A 19096-nucleotide genomic window follows, 5' to 3' on the forward strand; every position below is an offset into this window, starting at 1 on the left:
ACATTGGATCATTTTAATTACCATAGCGATGGCCGTTTATTAGTTGAAGATACTGCAATTGAAGATATCATCAAGAAATCTGGAACGCCTGCATACGTTTATTCTCGCGCGACTATTGAACGTCACTGGAATGCCTTTGATCAAGCCGCGGGCGATCACCCTCACCTAATCTGTTACGCAGTAAAAGCAAACTCAAACTTAGGTGTATTAAACCTAATGGCACGCTTAGGCTCAGGTTTTGATATTGTATCTGTTGGTGAATTGCTACGTGTCATTCAAGCCGGTGGAGATCCTAAAAAAGTAGTTTTCTCTGGTGTAGGTAAAACCGAAATTGAAATATCTACAGCACTACAAGCAGGTATTTACTGTTTCAATGTAGAATCTATTTCAGAGCTATACCGTATTAATGAAGTCGCTGGATGTTTAAAAACAAAAGCACCAATCTCTATTCGCATCAATCCTAATATTGATGCAGGTACACACCCATATATTTCTACTGGGTTAAAAGAAAACAAATTCGGTATCGAAATAGAGCAAGCGTTAACGGTATTTGGCCTAGCTAATGAATTACCATTTTTAGAAGTGAAAGGTGTCGATTGTCATATCGGCTCGCAATTAACTGAGATTGAACCCTTCATTGAAGCGTTAGATAAACTACTAATGCTAATTGACGACTTAGCAACACAAGGTATCAACATTAAGCATTTAGATTTAGGCGGCGGCTTAGGTGTTCCATACAATGGTGAAACACCGCCAGAACCAGCACAATACATGCAAGCATTAATTGCACGTATGAATGGTCGCCAATTAAAACTGATCTTCGAACCTGGTCGTGCAATCATGGCCAATGCAGGTATTTTGGTCACTAAAGTTGAATTCTTAAAGCTCAACGATTATAAAAACTTTGCCATTGTTGATGCAGCAATGAATGATTTAATTCGCCCAGCACTCTACAGTGCATGGCAAAATATCATTCCAATTAATAGTAAACTGGATGATCCAGAAAAACGTCCAACACGTGTTTACGACATCGTGGGCCCGATATGTGAAACAGGTGACTTCTTAGGTAAAGAACGTTCACTTGCTATTGCTGAAGGTGATTACTTAGCGATTCGCAGTGCAGGCGCTTACGGTTCAACGATGAGTTCAAACTATAACTCTCGTTGTCGCCCTGCTGAGATCATGGTGGATGGTGATAAAGCCTTTGTTGTACGCCAACGTGAAAGACATATCGACTTATGGCGCGGTGAGCACGTTTTACCTTAGTTAAAAATTGAGCCAATACATTAGGGAAGGAAACTTCCCTATTATGAAGGTAAAAAATGAATATTGAGTTTTCTAAAATGCATGGCTTGGGTAATGATTTTATGGTCATTAACAATGTTACGCAAAATGTATTTTTGTCTAAAGAAACGATCGCTAAGCTAGCAGACCGTAACTTTGGTATTGGTTTTGACCAATTATTAATGGTTGAGCCACCTTATGATCCTGACCTAGACTTCCATTATCGCATATTCAATGCCGATGGCAGCGAAGTTGAGCAATGTGGTAACGGCGCACGCTGTTTTGCACGCTTTGTAAAGTTAAAAGGCTTAACCCAAAAACGTGTCATTAACGTGAGTACAGCAAAAGGGAAAATTCAGCTCAAAATAGAGCAAGATGGCAACATCATTGTGGATATGGGTAAACCTGTTTTAGAACCCGCTAAAGTCCCTTTTGAAGCACAGAAAGAAGAAAAAACCTACATTCTGCGTGTTGCTGACCACACCGTATTATGTGGCGTTGTTTCTATGGGCAATCCACACTGCGTAGTATTAGTTGATGATATTGATAACGCGCCGGTGGAAACCTTAGGGCCATTACTAGAAGTACATGAACGATTCCCTAATAAAGTTAATGTAGGCTTTATGCAAGTCGTTGACCGTGGTTTTGCTAAATTACGAGTTTGGGAGCGTGGTGTAGGTGAAACCCTCGCCTGTGGTACAGGTGCGTGTGCTGCAGCCGTAGTAGGTCAATTACAAAATAAGTTAGATACACATTGCCGAATCGAGTTACCAGGAGGCGAATTACGCTTTTTCTGGCAACCTGGTCAAAGCGTGCGTATGAGCGGTCCTGCAGATTTTGTATTTGATGGACAAATTCAAATATAGAGCTTGCTCAAGTGCAGTAGCAATACTGCATTTTTCTTTAACCTAGGGTTTACTATGAATCCATTATTACCTGACGTACAACGCTTTTTAACTCACATTGCTAGCCAACGCGGATTGAGCCCGGTCACCATAAATAACTATCAACGCCACCTTAATGAATTTATAGATATTTTAACCGAACAACAGATTAAAAGCTGGCAAGTATTAGATACTCACCAAGTACGCCTATTAGCCAAACAACTACATCAAAATGGCATAAAAGCACGTTCGATCGCGACCAAACTATCAGCCTTACGCTCTTTTCTTGAATATATGGTAAAGAATAGTCAATTGACTTTTAATCCTGCAAAAGGAGTCTCCGCACCTAAATTAGATAAACCTTTACCTAAAAATATTAGCGTTGATGATATGGATCAGCTATTAGATATTGATGGAGATGATCCGCTCACCCTTCGCGATCATTGTATGATGGAACTGATGTATTCATCAGGTTTACGCTTAAGTGAATTAGTGAATATTAATTTGGGTGATATTAAACTATCAGCTAAAGAGATCATGGTAACAGGTAAAGGCAGTAAACAACGTTTATTGCCAATCACCAAAACGGCAATCGAAACCATGAGACTATGGTTAAAAGTCAGACCGGACTTTGCTGAACCGGGTGAAAAAGCGCTATTTTTATCGAAACAAAAAAAGCGTATTTCTACTCGTAGTGTGCAGATGCGTATGGAAAAGTGGGGACTAGAGCAATCATTACCTAGTCATGTCAACCCACATAAGTTACGCCATTCCTTTGCGACACACATGTTAGAATCGAGCGGTAATTTAAGAGCAGTACAAACCTTATTAGGTCATGCTGATCTAGCCACCACTCAAATCTATACACACTTAGACTTTCAACATTTAGCAGAAGTGTATGATAAAGCACACCCGCGTGCTAAACGTAAAAAGTAAGATGGGATAACCGATGATATTTTATAAAACACTCCGTCCATTTAAAGCGATTAGTTTCGACCTTGATGATACTTTATATGACAATGAACCGGTCATCAGAAAGGCAGAGCAACAATTTTTAGTGTTTCTTAACAACACCTATGAAAAGTTAGCTGAGTTAGATGAAAGAAGATGGAATTTATATAAGGCATTAATAGTTAAAGAAGATCCCAGCTTAAAACACGATGTCACTGCATCTCGAAAAGCAGCCATTCAACGCGTAATGATAGTGCATGGTATTGCTCCTGTTGATGCGATTGCTTGGTCAGAAACTGCATTACAAACCTTCATTGCATTGCGCAGTGAGGTTGATGTGCCTAATGAAAGCATCGAACTATTACAGCAACTTGCTAAACATTATCCTGTTATTGCGATCACCAATGGTAATGTTGATGTTGAAAAAATAGGATTACAGGATAAATTCCAATTTGTTTTAAAAGCAGGTAATGGTATTAAAAGTAAACCTGATATTGCCTTGTTTCAACAGGCAGCGGATCAACTAGATATTCAAATCAGCGATCTATTACATGTTGGTGATCACCTGAATAGTGATGTATTTGGTGCACAACAGCATGATGCTCAAGCAGTTTGGTTTAATCCTAAAGGTTCTGCGCTTAAAGGGGCAAAACTACTGCCCACTATCGAGATAGCCGATCTCCAAGCCCTCCTCAACTTGCTATAAATAAATACACCACATGCGCCGCGACATAGATCATTCACATTTAATCTATGTTTCGGTATAGTTCTTATCTACTGAATAAATAAACAGGCTTTTCTATGGACGTATCTTACCTAATCGATGGTTTAAATGATCATCAACGCGCAGCGGTTTCTGCACCAGAACAAAACATGCTGGTATTAGCAGGTGCTGGCAGTGGTAAAACACGTGTATTAACGCATAGAATCGCGTGGTTAATGCAAGTAAACCATATTCCGACTTACGGCATTTTGGCAGTAACCTTTACCAATAAAGCAGCAAAAGAGATGCGCGGACGTATCGCTGATATTTGCCCACAACAGATCGGCAGCATGTGGATTGGCACCTTCCACGGTATAGCGCATCGATTATTACGCTTGCACTATCAAGAAGCGAAATTACCAGAGCAGTTTCAAATTATAGATAGTGACGATCAACAAAAGATGATCAAACGCATTATCAAAAGCCTAGGGTTAGATGAAAAATACTACCCACCTAAAGAATTACAGTGGTACATCAACGATAAAAAAGATGAAGGTCTACGAGCTAAACATATCGATCCAGGTTTTAGTTTACAAGAAAAGCAACGTTTACAGGTCTATCAAGCCTATGAAGCCGCTTGTGATCTAGCTGGGTTAGTAGATTTTGCTGAGCTGTTATTGCGAGCGCATGAATTATTGTTACATAACTCAGCTCTATTATTACATTATCAACAACGCTTTCAGCATGTATTGGTAGACGAATTCCAAGACACCAATAAACTGCAATATGCTTGGTTAACGCTATTAACAGATAATGGCAATTATTTAACCATTGTAGGTGATGATGATCAGTCTATTTATGGTTGGCGTGGCGCAGACATTGAGAATATTCAACGTTTCTTAAAAGAAAAAAACTCACCGGTTACAATACGTTTAGAACAAAACTACCGTTCTACTGGGAATATTCTTAAAGCCTCTAACCAATTGATCCAAAATAACAGCGATCGACTAGGTAAAGAGTTATGGACCAGCGGTGAGGATGGTGAACCCATCTCCATCTATAGTGCGTTTAATGACTATGATGAAGTACGTTATGTTACTAGCCAATTACAAACATGGAAAAATGCCGGTAATAAATTAAGTGAATGCGCGATTTTATATCGCAGTAATGCGCAATCTCGCTTATTTGAAGAACAGTTAATGGCGCAGCAGATCCCTTACCACATCTATGGTGGGCAACGTTTCTTCGACCGGTTAGAAATTAAAGACAGTATTGCTTACTTACGTTTAATGAATAACCATCAAGATGATGCAGCCTTCGAACGTATTGTTAATAAGCCAAAACGAAAAATAGGCAACACCAGCTTAGATAAAATACGTATTTGTGCCCGAGAGCAAGGCTATACGCTATGGCAAGCAAGTCAGTATTTAATTGAAAATAACTTACTCAGTGCCGCTGCAAAATCATCATTAAATAGTTTCTTAACCTTAATAAATCGTTTTAAAGAAGAAACGTCAGAACTACCGCTTTTCCAAATTGTGGATCACGTAACTCAACATTCGGGTTTGGTCGCCATGTTTGAAGCTGAAAAGGGGGAAAAATCACGCAGTCGAATTGAAAACTTACAAGAGCTAGTTTCTGCGACTAAAGCTTTTGTGATCCCTGAAGAAGAGCAAGAGATGGAAGAACTTACCGCCTTCCTTGCATATGCAGCATTAGAATCAGGTGACAATCAAGCAGATGAGTTTGAAGATGCAGTGCAATTAATGACAATGCACGCAGCCAAAGGTTTAGAGTTTCCACAAGTGTTTATTGTAGGTGTTGAAGAAGGAATGTTCCCGGGACAACAGTCTGCAACCGATGAAACTCGTATGGCTGAAGAACGCCGCCTTTGTTACGTTGGCTTAACGCGCGCTATGGTTAAATTGACCTTATGTCATGCTGAAAGCAGACGTTTATACGGACAAGAGAAGTTTCATGCCCCATCACGTTTCATTAGTGAGCTACCTGATGAAAATGTAGATTACGTACGACTAAAAACTCAAGTACGTCGAGCAGAGCCTAAAGTTCGACAACCTAAACTAGCTATAACACAAGATATTCAAGGCTTTAAATTAGGTCAACAAGTGAGACATGCTAAGTTTGGCGAAGGCACTATCACCGCACAAGAAGGCAGCGGGGAAAATAGCCGTTTACAAGTACACTTTATGGGTGTCGGCAGTAAATGGTTAATGACAACGTACGCACGTTTAGAAGTTATTTAATTTCTAACTGATTTCATACTAATCATATCCAAATTAATAAGGCTTTCTTCAATTTAAAAAGCCTTATTAAACACATCAATATTTACTAACAAACCATAGACCAATTATATTAAGTAACTGACCTAAATGCCGTCTAGGAAAAATAACTTGGTTTAAAGCGTAAACAGCTCTCTTTATGAAATTTACAACGAAAAAATAAGTCATTTTAACAAATGAAATAGATCAGTTAATTAGTATGATTGATATTAACCACATCACATATCCAATATAACTTCTCGCTTAATACTTAAAACTCGCTATGATGAATGAGTTCTGTTTGTTTTTTGAACAGAACAAGGAGTAATATTCAGGAGGTTATTATGCGCGTAAAACTGATCAAAGATTTTTTGCTGTATATTGAAGATTGCCATAAAGCATTAGCCGAGCTCTACCAAAGGTTAAGCCTTGAAGCCAATGATGAAAAAGTAAAACTTTTACTAGAGTATATGAGGAATAAAGAACAACTCTCATATTGCCACCTCCATCAATATGTTCAACAGGCCCCATTAAGTCTATTAAATGCTTGGTTAGAAGATATATTCGACCAAAGCTTCCCACAACGCTGCAAAGAACTTAAGTTTCAACCTGAGTTAGCCCTAGAAGATGTTGTCACATTAGCAATCCAATTAGATATACAACTCATTGAAGCAATGCAAGCAGCCACTATCAATAGCAGTACCTCTGAAGCGGAAATAGCGTTAGAAGGTTTAACCTCTAAAGAGGAAGAGATGCTGTATCAAGTAGTGATGGCCAGCCATGAATTTGAATATCTCTAAAAGCGCTACAAATTTAATCATTATTTTAACTTTTAAGGCGTTGAACTGAATTAACTTCCTAGTCTTCACCTTAGATAAACGGTAGAATCTCACTACTTTATTTGTCCGAATCAATTAGTGAGTTATACATGAAAGCATTAATCCAAAACCTACTTGAACAAGCTGTCGCTTCTTTACAAGCTCAACAACTTATCCCTGCAGATGTTCAACCTCGTATCACTATTGATCGTACTAAAGACAAATCACACGGTGACTTTGCTAACAACCTCGCATTGATGTTGGCAAAACCAGCAAAACAAAACCCTCGTGCATTAGCAGAACTGATCGTGAAAAACCTACCGACTTCTGAGCTAGTAATTAAAACTGAAATTGCTGGTCCTGGTTTCATTAACTTTTTTATCAATCCTAACTATCTTGAAAAGCAAATAGATAGCGCTTTTGCTGATTCACGTTTAAATGTAGAACTAACTTCTGCACCGCAAACAGTGGTCATTGATTACTCTTCACCTAATCTAGCAAAAGAGATGCATGTTGGTCATTTACGTTCAACAATCATCGGTGACTCAGTAACCCGAACTTTAGAATACCAAGGTCATAAAGTGGTACGTCAAAATCACGTAGGTGACTGGGGTACGCAGTTTGGTATGTTACTCGCTTATATGGAAGAGTTACGAGCGAAAGGGGAAGAGATCAATAAAAACCTAGCAAACTTAGAAGTGTTCTACCGTGCTGCTAAAGGTCGTTTTGACGAATCAGAAGATTTTGCTAATCGTGCTCGTGATCTAGTAGTTGCACTACAAAGTGGCGATGCTGAATGTTTGGCGCTATGGAAAGAGTTTAAAGAGATCAGTATATCTCACTGTCAAGAAGCTTACGAGCGCATGGGCGTAAGCTTAGGTTTAGATGATGTTCGTGGCGAAAGCGCTTATAACGATGACCTTGCTCGAGTGGTAGAAGATTTAGATAGCAAAGGTTTATTACAAGAAAGCCAAGGTGCAAAATGTGTTTTCCTAGATAACTTTAAAAATAAAGAAGGCGAACCATTACCTGTTATCATCAAGAAGAAAGATGGTGGTTTCTTATATGCAACGTCTGACCTAGCCGCTATCCGTTACCGTCAATCTGAATTAAATGCTGATCGTGTATTATATTTTGTAGATGCTCGCCAAGGTTTACACTTCCAACAAGTATTTGAAGTTGCTCGTTTAGCAGAATTTGTAAAAGCTGGTACCTCACTTGAACATATGCCTTTTGGTACGGTAATGGGCGAAGATGGCAAACCCTTCAAAACTCGTGCAGGTTCAACGCCTAAATTAGCTGATTTATTAACGGAAGCAGAAGAACGTGCTTACGAGTTAGTAAAAGAGAAAAATCAAGATATGGCTGAACAAGAGTTACGTCATATTGCGTCTGTAGTTGGTATATCATCTGTTAAATATGCCGATCTTTCTAAAAACCGTACTAGCGATTACACCTTTAGTTTCGATAGCATGTTGAGCTTTGAGGGCAATACGGCACCTTACTTACTGTATGCTTATACGCGTATAGCAAGTATATTCAATAAAGCGGGGATCGCTATTGATAGCATTACTGCAGATGTCACTTTCTCTGAAGAAAAAGAGAAAGACTTGGCTAATAAATTAATGCAATTTAATGAAATAATTAATCAAGTGGGCAAACAAGGTATGCCACATTACCTATGTGCTTATTTATTTGAGTTAGCTGGTTTATTCTCAAGTTTTTACGAAGCTTGTCCGATTTTAATCGCCGAAAACGAAACACAAAAACAAAGCCGTTTAAAACTAGCAGGTTTAACAGCAAAAACCTTACAACAAGGTCTAGCCCTATTAGGTATTAACACATTGGAACGCATGTAAAAATGCCAAGAGTCACACGTAGAAAACCCGCTAAACGGGGCGCAACCAAAAGAGGCAATACGCGTAAGCAAACTAAACAAGGGTTTCCTTATATTGCCTGCTTTATTGCGATTTTATTGATCGCCTTTATTAGCTACTTTGTATTTGCTGTTGATAAGCCACCAGCTGTAAAAAAACAAGTGGCTAAAAGTACGGCAAAAACAGAAGAAACCTTACCTGAAATGCCGCAACCTAAGTGGGACTATGTCGATATTTTAAAAACCAAAGAAGTGAAGGTTGATATTCCGGTAGAAGAAAAACCCACACGACCTTATCAGATGCAATGTGGATCATTCAGACACCAAGGTGATGCTGAATCTCTGAAAGCTAAAATTGCCTTCCAAGGTTTAAATAGCATAGTTAAAAAAACCGGTAACTGGTACCGCGTTATTTTGGGGCCATACGAGCGTAAACGCCTGGCTGAAAAACAACGTCACCAATTACAGCGTGCAAAAATTAATGGCTGCCAAATCTGGTTTTGGCGTTAAACCTTAATAAGGAGAGCTAAGGCTCTCCTTTTCTTTATATCTTTCCCTTGAATTCAATAAAATCTGCCCCACCTTATAAATATCAAGCCTATAAAAATGGCATCTTCATTTATTCAATAAACAACAAAAGGTATCAATATGACTACTATTGTTTCTGTACGTCGCGGTAATCAAGTGGTTATCGGTGGTGATGGTCAGGTATCACTTGGTAACACTGTAATGAAAGGTAATGCGCGTAAAGTACACCGCCTGTACAACAATCAAGTCATTGCTGGCTTTGCTGGCGGTACTGCGGACGCCTTCACTCTATTAGAGCGCTTTGAAGCAAAACTACAAGCTCACCAAGGTAACTTAGAACGCGCAGCGGTAGAACTCGCAAAAGATTGGCGCACCGATAGAATGCTCAGGAAATTAGAAGCGCTACTGGCAGTAGCCGATAAAAAGCATTCCTATATCATCACAGGTAATGGTGATGTGGTTAGACCAGAAAATGACTTAATTGCCATTGGCTCCGGTGGTAACTTTGCACAATCAGCTGCAATGGCCTTACTAGAAAATACAGACTTATCAGCACAAGATATTGTTGAAAAGTCATTAACAATTGCCGGTAACATTTGTGTATTTACCAATTCAAACCAAACTATCGAATGTATTGATACTGATACCGACGTAGCCACTACAAAATAGGATTTATGATGACTAACAATATGACTCCACAACAAATCGCACAGGAATTGGATCGCCACATTATTGGACAAAGTAAAGCAAAACGTGCAGTGGCTATTGCATTACGTAATCGCTGGCGCCGTATGCAACTAAGTGAAGATATTCGTCATGAAGTGACGCCTAAAAACATTTTGATGATCGGTCCAACTGGTGTTGGTAAAACAGAAATTGCTCGCCGTTTAGCAAAACTAGCTAATGCGCCTTTTATTAAAGTAGAAGCAACCAAATTTACTGAAGTCGGTTACGTCGGTAAAGAAGTTGAAAGTATCGTTAAAGATCTTGTTGAAGCAGCAATTAAAATCACTAAAGAACAAGAGTTAGCAAAAGTGACAGCTAAAGCTGAAGACTTAGCTGAAGATCGTATCTTGGATATTCTTATTCCGCCTGCTAAAACCGCAACAGAGTGGGATGTGAACAGCTCTGAAGTGGCTGAAGAAGGCCCAGCAAGACAATCTTTCCGTAAGAAATTACGTGAAGGTAAGTTAGATGACAAAGAAGTAGAAATTGATGTACCTGCACCACAAATTGGTGTTGAAATCATGGCTCCTCCTGGTATGGAAGAGATGACTAACCAGCTACAAGGTATGTTCCAAAACCTAGGTAGTAAAGGTGAATCTAAAAAACGCATGATGAAAATTAAAGATGCATTAAAAGCCTTAGTTGAATCTGAAGCATCAAAACTACTTAACCAAGAAGATCTAAAAGAGAAAGCAATCTACGCTGCAGAAAACAATGGCATCATCTTCATTGATGAGATCGACAAAATCTGTAAACGCGGTGAGTCGTCAGGCCCTGATGTATCACGTGAAGGCGTACAGCGTGACTTACTACCATTAATTGAAGGTTCAACAGTACAAACGAAACATGGCATGGTAAAGACGGACCATATGTTGTTTATTGCTTCAGGTGCATTCCAAGTAGCAAAACCTTCTGACTTAATCCCAGAGTTACAAGGTCGCTTACCAATTCGAGTTGAATTAGAAGCACTACGTGAACAAGACTTAGCCCGTATATTAACTGAGCCAAAAGCATCACTAAGTGAACAATACCAAGCATTACTTGCAACGGAAGGTGTAAGCATTAACTTTACTGAGTGCGGAATTAACAAAATTGCGAAATCTGCATGGCAAGTAAATGAAACCACTGAAAACATCGGTGCACGTCGTTTACATACCTTAATGGAACATATTATGGATGAGCTTTCATATGAAGCCACAGAGCGCTCAGGTGAGTCGATTACGATTGATGAAGCCTATGTAGCTAATATGCTTGATGAAGTGGTTCAGGATGAAGATTTAACACGTTATATCCTATAAAGGATAAATAACTTTTCATTGTGAATAAAGTAATAAAAAAAGCCCCTAATAATTGAATTATTAGGGGCTTTTTACTAGCAGATAATAAATACTGTCATCTTAGTTTAAAAAGGGCTTTCTTTATTTAACGTTTCACAAAGTGAGATAATCCCCAGCGCTAAAGATGATTTAATCACCTGCTGCTGTCTCTCTAATTGCATTTTATAAAATGTTAAATCTACATCGTCTTGAACGGCTTTCACTGAATCAAAAATACCCACATTCATATTCTTAAATAAATGTAACGATTTAATCGCATCAGCAATAGGTGCATCAGTAAAATGGTAATCGGCACTGTCGTTATTCAGTAAGTTTTTCAACTTAATAAGGCTCTCTATATCTTGATAGACAAGATGAGGAATAGCACCTAAACCAAATAACAATTTTAAACGAACCGATAATTCACCTAGAGGCCCAGAATTTTTCAATAAAGGTCCAACAACCGATTGCACTGCAAAATCATCTTTTAAAAAAATACGTTCAATTAATGCTTGTATAAGCTGTTCAAAAATATCAACAGTAGAGATAAAAAAACCACGCGCTGTAGCACTTTCATTTAAACATTCTAGTATTTCATTTTCTTGTAGTTGTTTCGACATAAGCTCAGCTAATTAGGGTTATGTGAAGCTAGCGCCCCACATAACTGTTTTATTAAGCCATTGCTAGAAATAGCTTCTCAATCTTGATTGCTTCAGCACTATCTTCAGCTAAACCTGTGTATTTAGACAATGTAGCTAAGAATCCAATCTCTTGTAATGATGCTTGTAGCTCAATTGCTTGTGGATCATCGCTGTTTGTATATTTAAATGCAGCAGCAATACCTTTTAGCAACATATCATTCGCTGTAGCGTATTCAATTGTACCTAATAGTGGTTTAACTAGACGATCGTTCTCACCTAGCTTACGGATTGGTTGACGACCTACACGGTCAATTTCATCATGTAAATAAGGGTTAGCAAAACGACCAATGATTTTTTCAATGTAAGCATTGTGTGCTTCACGCTCAAAACCGTAACGATTGATCAATACTTCACCACTCTCTTGCATCGCTTGTTTAACTTGAGCGCAGATAGCTTCATCATCAATTGCATCTTTTACCGTTGCGTAATCAGCCAATGCACCTAGGTAAGCAGTCATGATGTGACCAGTATTTAACGTAAATAATTTACGCTCAATAAATGCCATTAGGTTGTCAGTTTTTTGCATACCTTCAATAACAGGTACTTCACCACGGAATTGTTGTTCATCAACAATCCATTCACTGAAGCTTTCTACTGTTACTTCTAATGGGTCATCTGATTCTGAAGGTGGCACAATACGGTCTACCGCTGAATCAACAAAACCAACTAAACGTTCTGCTTGTGCATGGTATTTTTCATCTAAATGTTTAAATACTTCTGCTTTTAAGAAACTAGTACCACGGATCATGTTTTCACAAGCAATGATATTTAAGAATGCTTCATTGTTTGCTTCAAAACGCATTGCTAAGCCTTGTGCTAACTTGCTTGCAATAATAACTAGTACGTTTGGACCTACCGCTGTTGTGATAAGATCTGTTTCGCTAATTAAGCCTACTAGGTCATCACTAGTAGAATTAATAGCATTTACACCTGAAACAACTTCTGTTTTACATTCTGCGCCTACTACTTTCACATTGTATGTATTCAATGAGTTTAGTAAATTGATCACTTTCTCATCAACATCTGCAAACGTTACTTTGATTCCTGCATCTGCTAATAATTTGCCAATAAAGCCACGACCAATATTACCCGCGCCAAAATGAATTGATTTCATTGTTTTTTCCTTCTTTTTAAGAATATTTAACGAAAAAACGCCGGTAAAGACCAGCGTTTTAATTTAAGCCAGAGCTGACTAACTTAATATACTTAATACTTTTTGAACATCATTACTATTGATCAATGTTTCGATAGCTTCTTCATCATCTAATGCATTAGTGATGGTTGTGATAACACTAATGTGCTCATCATTTTTAGCTGCGATACCGATAACTAGTTTAGCGATGTCATCTTCGTCATCACCGAACAGTACACCTTCAGAGTATTGACATACAACGATACCTGTTTTGATTACGCTTTCTTTAGCTTCAATTGTACCGTGTGGAACCGCAATTGATTCACCTAGGTAAGTTGTTACTAATTTTTCACGCTCAAACATACCTTCAATGTAAGCTGGCTCTGCATAACCTAGTTTAACTAGTTGCTCACCGGCGAACTGGATAGCTTGTTCTTTGTTTTCTGCTTTAAGGCCAAGGTGGATGTTTTCAGCCGTTAGCTCAAACACAGGCTTTTCAGCAGATGCTTCTTCAACAACTGGCGCAGCAGGTGCTGCAGCAGGCGTACCAGATGAAGCAACGATTTCAGATACTAATCCATCGTATAACGTGCTGTCTAAGAAGTTAGTTAATGATAAATGCTTAGCTTGACCAGCATGCTTAATTGCACGTGGAGTTAAGTCTTTATGTGTAATAACGATATCAACATCACCTGGAAGGTTGTTAATTGCACAGTTAGTTACACTAATATCTAGACCTGCAGATTTAACTTTCTTAGCTAATAAGCTTGCGCCCATTGCACTAGAACCCATACCTGCATCACAAGCAACAATGATTTTGTTTACTTTACCCATGTCAACTTCAGCACCACCTTGTGCAGCAGCTGCTGGAGCATTTTTCATGCTTTTCATTTGGTTAGAAGCTTCAGCAAGTTTATCACCTTCATCTTCACCTAAATCTTTTTGTGTTTTCATTAATACTGAAGCAACAATGAAAGATACTGATGCAGATGCAACTACTGATAACACAACACCAATTAGAGATGCTTTAGGTGTTAATAGTAAGATTGCGAAGATAGAACCTGGAGATGCTGGAGATAAAAGACCCGCATTAAATAGTGTTAGCGTGAATACACCAGTCATACCACCTGCGATAACAGCAAGGATTAGACGAGGATTCATTAACACGTATGGGAAGTAAATCTCATGGATACCACCGAAGAAGTGAATAATTGACGCACCACTTGCAGTTTGTTTAGCAGTACCTTTACCAAATACCATGTAAGCAAGTAATAGACCTAAACCTGGACCAGGGTTTGCTTCGATAAGGAAGAAGATTGATTGACCTAGTTCTGTAGACTGCTGAATACCTAACGGAGAGAAAATACCGTGGTTAATAGCATTGTTTAAGAATAGGATTTTAGCTGGCTCAACGAAGATTGAAGTAAGTGGTAATAGACCCGCTTCAACTAAGAAGTTAACACCTGCAGCTAGCCCTTCAGAAAGTACGTTTACTGCTGGACCAATCAAGTAGTAAGAGATGATCGCTAAGATCATACCGATAATACCTGAAGAGAAGTTGTTTACTAGCATTTCAAAACCGCTTTTCACTTTACCGTGAACCGCTTTATCGAATTTGCTAATTGCATAACCACCTAGAGGACCAACAATCATCGCACCTAGGAACATTGGAATTTCAGTACCAACGATAACACCCATTGTAGTGATGGCACCAACAACAGCACCACGATCACCACCGATTAATTTACCACCTGTATAACCAATTAATAAAGGAAGTAAGAATTTAATCATCGGTCCTACTAATTGAGATAATTGCTCATTAGGGAACCAACCTGTTGGAATAAAGAGTGCAGTAATAAAACCCCACGCGATAAACGCACCAATGTTTGGCATAACCATATTTGATAGGAACCTACCAAAGTTCTGTACTCTGATTTTAGCTTCGGATGATATCATTTCATTTCCCCGTTCATTTTGTTATTAATAATGTTAATTAACAGTCGATTAAAAACTGCCGTATTTAGGTTTGATACAATTAATTTAGCACATAAAAAGAAATATAGAATAGCCACTCAATTGCTGTGAAGATGATCACTAAAAGCACGGCAACCGCCCGACTTTTGATACATAAGTCACTTAAATTGGATGTACTATTGTTACAAATTGTAAATATAAAAATTCACGCACTAAAAACAGTGATATTAATCACATTTAGCATGCGGGGAAAATATCACAAAAGAGACGTATGTCTCGTTAAATTATGCAATAAATGAGATAACAATTAATTAGAGTGATATAGATCTCTTTATTTTAACTAAATTATCGCCGTTGTAATTTTATTACATAATGTTACGTTAGTAAAAAGCCACTAATAACCACTATTAATCAAGTGAATAATATTTTTTGATAACCTATTACTGCCCTTTTACTCACTGCCTCTATTACATTTTTGTGACAATAAAATATATACAAAAAATTGAATACTGGAGAACTAAATAACTCAGATGTTACTTAGTTTCCAAATAAATAATGGTTGGGTAAAAACAAACCGTCTAATAACCGATATAAAAAGTACGCTTTAACCAATTAATAATGACCTAACCTTGGCAGATATAAACTCAGAAATAATCACTGTCGCTAATATAACAACAATAATTAACGTTACTTGTGGCCAAGCTAAAACGTTTAGAGAAGAAGATAAAAATAAACCGATACCACCTGCCCCCACTAAACCTAAAATAGTGGATTCACGGATATTAATATCCCATCGGAAGATAATTACCCCTAAAAAAGCAGGTAACACCTGTGGAATAATAGCGTAATTTATCACTTGAAAGTGAGAGGCACCGGTAGACTCAATCGCTTCTACACTTGTCGTATTAATTTCTTCAATACTTTCATAAAAAAGTTTAGCAATAAACCCCACTGATCTTAGTCCTATCGCCAATACCCCGGCTAGGATCCCAGGACCTAATATGTTAACCAGTAACAACGCCCATATTAATGAGTTAATAGAGCGCGATGCTGCAATAACAAACAAAGCAATAGGACGCACAAAAAGAACTGAAGGCGTAGTATTTCTTGCTGCTAAAAATGCAACCGGTAAAGCAATAATCAAACCTAATAACGTACCTAAGGTAGCAATGTTAATCGTATCCCATAGCGCTTTGTAGAGTTTGTTAATGTATAACCAATCAGGCGGAAACATACGGTTAATAAGGTCTGCACCTTGCACTGGCGCATCATATACAAATTCCCAAATAGTTTCTTCTGTCATAATTGCCCAGCAATAAGCTGTTAATAATGCCAACACAAAACAACTTCCCCATACCATCCAGTTTTTATGGCGAATATTTGTTTTCCATAGTGAATGTTGTGTTAACTGATCCATTTTCTAATCCACCCCGATAGATACTCACAGATCATCACGATAATGATGATTAATAAAAGAATGGCGCCTGCGGAATCATATTCATAACGATCAATTGCCGTATTTAATGTTGCTCCGATCCCACCTGCTCCGACTATCCCTATTACAGCAGATTCTCGGAAGTTAATATCCAAACGATAAAATGATAAACCAATCATACGTGGCATAATTTGTGGCCAAATGCCGACATGGATGCTTTGTAACCAAGAAGCTCCTGTCGACCTGACCGCTTCTAACTGTTTACGATCTATTCCTTCAATTTCTTCGGCCAATAATTTTCCTAAAAAGCCAATGGTGGCATAGGTTAAAGTTAAAAAGCCTGCAAATGCACCAAAGCCAAATAGAGCAACTAAGAAAATTGCGACAATAACTTCCTGCATTGAACGAGAAATAGCAATAAAAGCACGACAAAACAAATAAATAGGTTTAATTGAAATATTACGTGCAGCACCAATACCAAAGGGAATCGATAATAAAATCCCTGCAACTGTTGAGGTAACAGTGATAGTTAAACTCTCTAATATCCCCGCATAAATATCAGTTGATCGTGTTGTAAAATCAGGATGTAAAAAAGCAGATAAGAAGTGGGAACCTCTTTCTAAACCTTCATAAATACGAATCCAGTTTATTTCTATACTGCCAATGCCAACCACTAAATAAACAAAGAAAAATACCCAAAGTGACAAACGCCAAAATCTATTGGCAACAATATAATGTGGCCTTTCCCAATGACGCATTACTCGTCCCCTTTGTCTTGATCGTTACCTGCTGGTTGCCAATCTTCATTACCGTAGATGCGTGTTAATACATCTTCATTTAACTCGCTAGCTAAACCATCAAAAACTATTTCACCACCTTGCAAACCAATAATACGGTCAACAAATTGCATTGCTAAAGGTACATCATGAATATTAATAATCGCAGGTAAGCCTTTTTCACGACAAATAGACTGTATCAAACGCATTATTTGACGTGAGGTTTTAGGATCTAAACTTGCTGTTGGTTCATCCACTAATAATAAACGAGGATCTTGCGCTAATGCTCGTGCAATACCTACTCGTTGACGCTGGCCTCCCGATAATTCATCGGCACGTTTATTGGCATGATCAATCAAGCCAACACGCTGTAAATAATCAAAGGCATTATCAATATCTTGTTGCGGATAACGACGAGTGAAAGATTGCCAAAAAGATAAATACCCAAGACGACCTGAAAGCACGTTTTCCATAACACTTAATCTTTCAACTAATGCGTATTCTTGGAAAATCATACCAATATAACGTCTTTGTTCACGAATCTGCCGAGGAGATGCATTACTCAAGTTAATGCCGCCTAAAGAGATATCACCAGAGGAAGGTTTTATTAACCGGTTAATGCATCTAATTAAGGTCGATTTCCCTGCGCCACTGGGACCGATAAGGCCTACAATCTGCCCCTCTGGAATAACTAGGTTAATATTTTTTAATACCAGAGGGCCTTTTTTGTATTGTTTTTTTAAGTGTTGAATTTTAAGCACAAAATTTCCTATTGGCAGGTATATGACACACCATTTGCAGTATCAATTTTACGAATAACTTCCCACTCGCTTTTAAAAGTAATAGGTAAGAATTGACCTTCTTTACTAAACTCTTTTTGCAGCTTGCTTCCTTCCCAATTGAAAGTGAAAAAAGCTTCCTTAATTTTTGCTTGTAACTCAGGAGTTAAGTTATTTGCAACGCCATAACCTGTAGTTGGGAAAGTCTGAGATTTATAAATTGATTTAATTTGCGACTCATTTACAACATCACGTGAGATCATGCGTTTTAACACTGAATTGGCTACTGCAGCAGCTGGATAATCTTTGTGCGCAACCCCTAAAATAGAGTTATCGTGCTTGCCAGAGAAAACAGGCTCAAAATCTCGTTCAGCAACCAAGTCAAAGTCTGCTTTTAATATTGCTGAAGGAGCTTTAAAGCCAGAGTTAGAAGTCTGAGATGTAAATGCTAACTTTTTACCTTTTATATCACTCGGCGAATCAATACCGGAATTAGGGTATGTAATAATTTCCATTTCATAACCAAAAGAACCATCTTTTGCAGCCATCATAGTAAATGGACGGAAACCAGCACAAGCCACAGCTAATGGATTTGATCCAGTATTAAATCCTGCTACATGCAAACGGCCCGCTCGCATCGCTTCAATTTGTGCAGCATTAGATTGAACAGGGAAGAACTTAACTTTTTTGCCAGTTACTTTTTCCATATGTTCTAAAAAACCAGACCAAACATCTGCATAAACTGCTGGGTCTTCAACCGGTGTATAAGCAAAAATTAACGTGCTTGGATCTTTTAATTTAGATTTATCGGTAGGGATATCAGCTACTAAGTCATTATCGTTATCGACGTAACGACTATCTAAAGAAAAGGCAGCAGAAGCAGTATTAATAGTTAATACCGAAGCAGCCACTAAAGTAAGTACACGTTTCATAT

General features: G+C 38.2%; 17 protein-coding genes. 10 read left to right on the forward strand and 7 right to left on the reverse strand.

The features are described from left to right. Positions 1-3: 3 nt before the first annotated feature. The 10 genes from lysA (at position 4) to hslU (ending at position 11347) form a co-directional block, all read left to right on the forward strand. Positions 4-1266, forward strand: coding sequence for a diaminopimelate decarboxylase (lysA, locus tag AC0L3W_RS13670; protein WP_290041500.1), 1263 nt, complete (start codon positions 4-6; stop codon positions 1264-1266). A 56-nt stretch (positions 1267-1322) separates the two neighbouring features. Then, a complete protein-coding gene (gene dapF, locus AC0L3W_RS13675) occupies positions 1323-2150 on the forward strand; it encodes a diaminopimelate epimerase (RefSeq protein WP_290041502.1) in 828 nt (275 codons plus the stop codon). Positions 2151-2204: 54 nt separating this feature from the next. Next, a complete protein-coding gene (xerC, locus tag AC0L3W_RS13680) occupies positions 2205-3104 on the forward strand; it encodes a tyrosine recombinase XerC (protein ID WP_409440274.1) in 900 nt (299 codons plus the stop codon). A 13-nt stretch (positions 3105-3117) separates the two neighbouring features. Beyond that, the gene (locus tag AC0L3W_RS13685) at positions 3118-3825 is read left to right on the forward strand and encodes an HAD-IA family hydrolase (protein ID WP_409440273.1); all 708 of its coding nucleotides are present in this window, start codon (positions 3118-3120) and stop codon (positions 3823-3825) included. Between the two features lie 95 nt (positions 3826-3920). Continuing rightward, positions 3921-6086 carry a DNA helicase II gene (gene uvrD / locus AC0L3W_RS13690; protein ID WP_409440272.1) on the forward strand — a complete coding sequence of 722 codons (2166 nt, stop codon included), beginning with the start codon at positions 3921-3923 and terminating at the stop codon, positions 6084-6086. A 359-nt stretch (positions 6087-6445) separates the two neighbouring features. After that, positions 6446-6901 (forward strand): hypothetical protein, encoded by a 456-nt coding sequence (locus AC0L3W_RS13695; RefSeq protein WP_409440271.1) that lies wholly within the window; start codon positions 6446-6448, stop codon positions 6899-6901. Positions 6902-7029: 128 nt separating this feature from the next. Beyond that, positions 7030-8778, forward strand: a complete 1749-nt coding sequence (gene argS, locus AC0L3W_RS13700; RefSeq protein ID WP_409440270.1) for an arginine--tRNA ligase — start codon at positions 7030-7032, stop codon at positions 8776-8778. Between the two features lie 2 nt (positions 8779-8780). Further along, on the forward strand, positions 8781-9305 hold the full coding sequence (locus AC0L3W_RS13705) for an SPOR domain-containing protein (RefSeq protein WP_290041511.1): 525 nt from the start codon (positions 8781-8783) through the stop codon (positions 9303-9305). A gap of 138 nt (positions 9306-9443) precedes the next feature. Next, on the forward strand, positions 9444-9992 hold the full coding sequence (hslV, locus tag AC0L3W_RS13710) for an ATP-dependent protease subunit HslV (protein ID WP_290041513.1): 549 nt from the start codon (positions 9444-9446) through the stop codon (positions 9990-9992). Between the two features lie 8 nt (positions 9993-10000). Then, positions 10001-11347 (forward strand): ATP-dependent protease ATPase subunit HslU, encoded by a 1347-nt coding sequence (gene hslU / locus AC0L3W_RS13715; RefSeq protein WP_290041527.1) that lies wholly within the window; start codon positions 10001-10003, stop codon positions 11345-11347. Positions 11348-11451: 104 nt separating this feature from the next. Here hslU and AC0L3W_RS13720 read toward each other — a convergent pair whose 3' ends face one another. The 7 genes from AC0L3W_RS13720 to phnD form a co-directional block, all read right to left on the reverse strand. Further along, complete coding sequence (locus tag AC0L3W_RS13720) at positions 11452-11985, reverse strand: MltR family transcriptional regulator (protein WP_290041514.1); 534 nt, start codon at positions 11983-11985, stop codon at positions 11452-11454. A gap of 52 nt (positions 11986-12037) precedes the next feature. After that, positions 12038-13180, reverse strand: a complete 1143-nt coding sequence (locus AC0L3W_RS13725) for a mannitol-1-phosphate 5-dehydrogenase (protein ID WP_290041515.1) — start codon at positions 13178-13180, stop codon at positions 12038-12040. 78 nt (positions 13181-13258) lie between these two features. Further along, positions 13259-15154: a PTS mannitol transporter subunit IICBA gene (locus tag AC0L3W_RS13730; RefSeq protein ID WP_290041517.1), complete on the reverse strand. Its 1896-nt coding sequence runs from the start codon at positions 15152-15154 to the stop codon at positions 13259-13261. A gap of 622 nt (positions 15155-15776) precedes the next feature. After that, positions 15777-16589: a phosphonate ABC transporter, permease protein PhnE gene (gene phnE, locus AC0L3W_RS13735; protein ID WP_409440269.1), complete on the reverse strand. Its 813-nt coding sequence runs from the start codon at positions 16587-16589 to the stop codon at positions 15777-15779. Further along, complete coding sequence (phnE, locus tag AC0L3W_RS13740; RefSeq protein ID WP_290041521.1) at positions 16577-17365, reverse strand: phosphonate ABC transporter, permease protein PhnE; 789 nt, start codon at positions 17363-17365, stop codon at positions 16577-16579. Before phnE (AC0L3W_RS13740) ends, phnE (AC0L3W_RS13735) begins: the two co-directional genes overlap by 13 nt. Next, positions 17365-18144 carry a phosphonate ABC transporter ATP-binding protein gene (gene phnC / locus AC0L3W_RS13745; protein WP_290041522.1) on the reverse strand — a complete coding sequence of 260 codons (780 nt, stop codon included), beginning with the start codon at positions 18142-18144 and terminating at the stop codon, positions 17365-17367. Before phnC ends, phnE (AC0L3W_RS13740) begins: the two co-directional genes overlap by 1 nt. Before the next feature lie 8 nt (positions 18145-18152). After that, the gene (phnD, locus tag AC0L3W_RS13750; protein WP_290041523.1) at positions 18153-19094 is read right to left on the reverse strand and encodes a phosphate/phosphite/phosphonate ABC transporter substrate-binding protein; all 942 of its coding nucleotides are present in this window, start codon (positions 19092-19094) and stop codon (positions 18153-18155) included. Positions 19095-19096 lie beyond the last annotated feature (2 nt).

The organism is Psychromonas sp. KJ10-5, assembly GCF_055808325.1.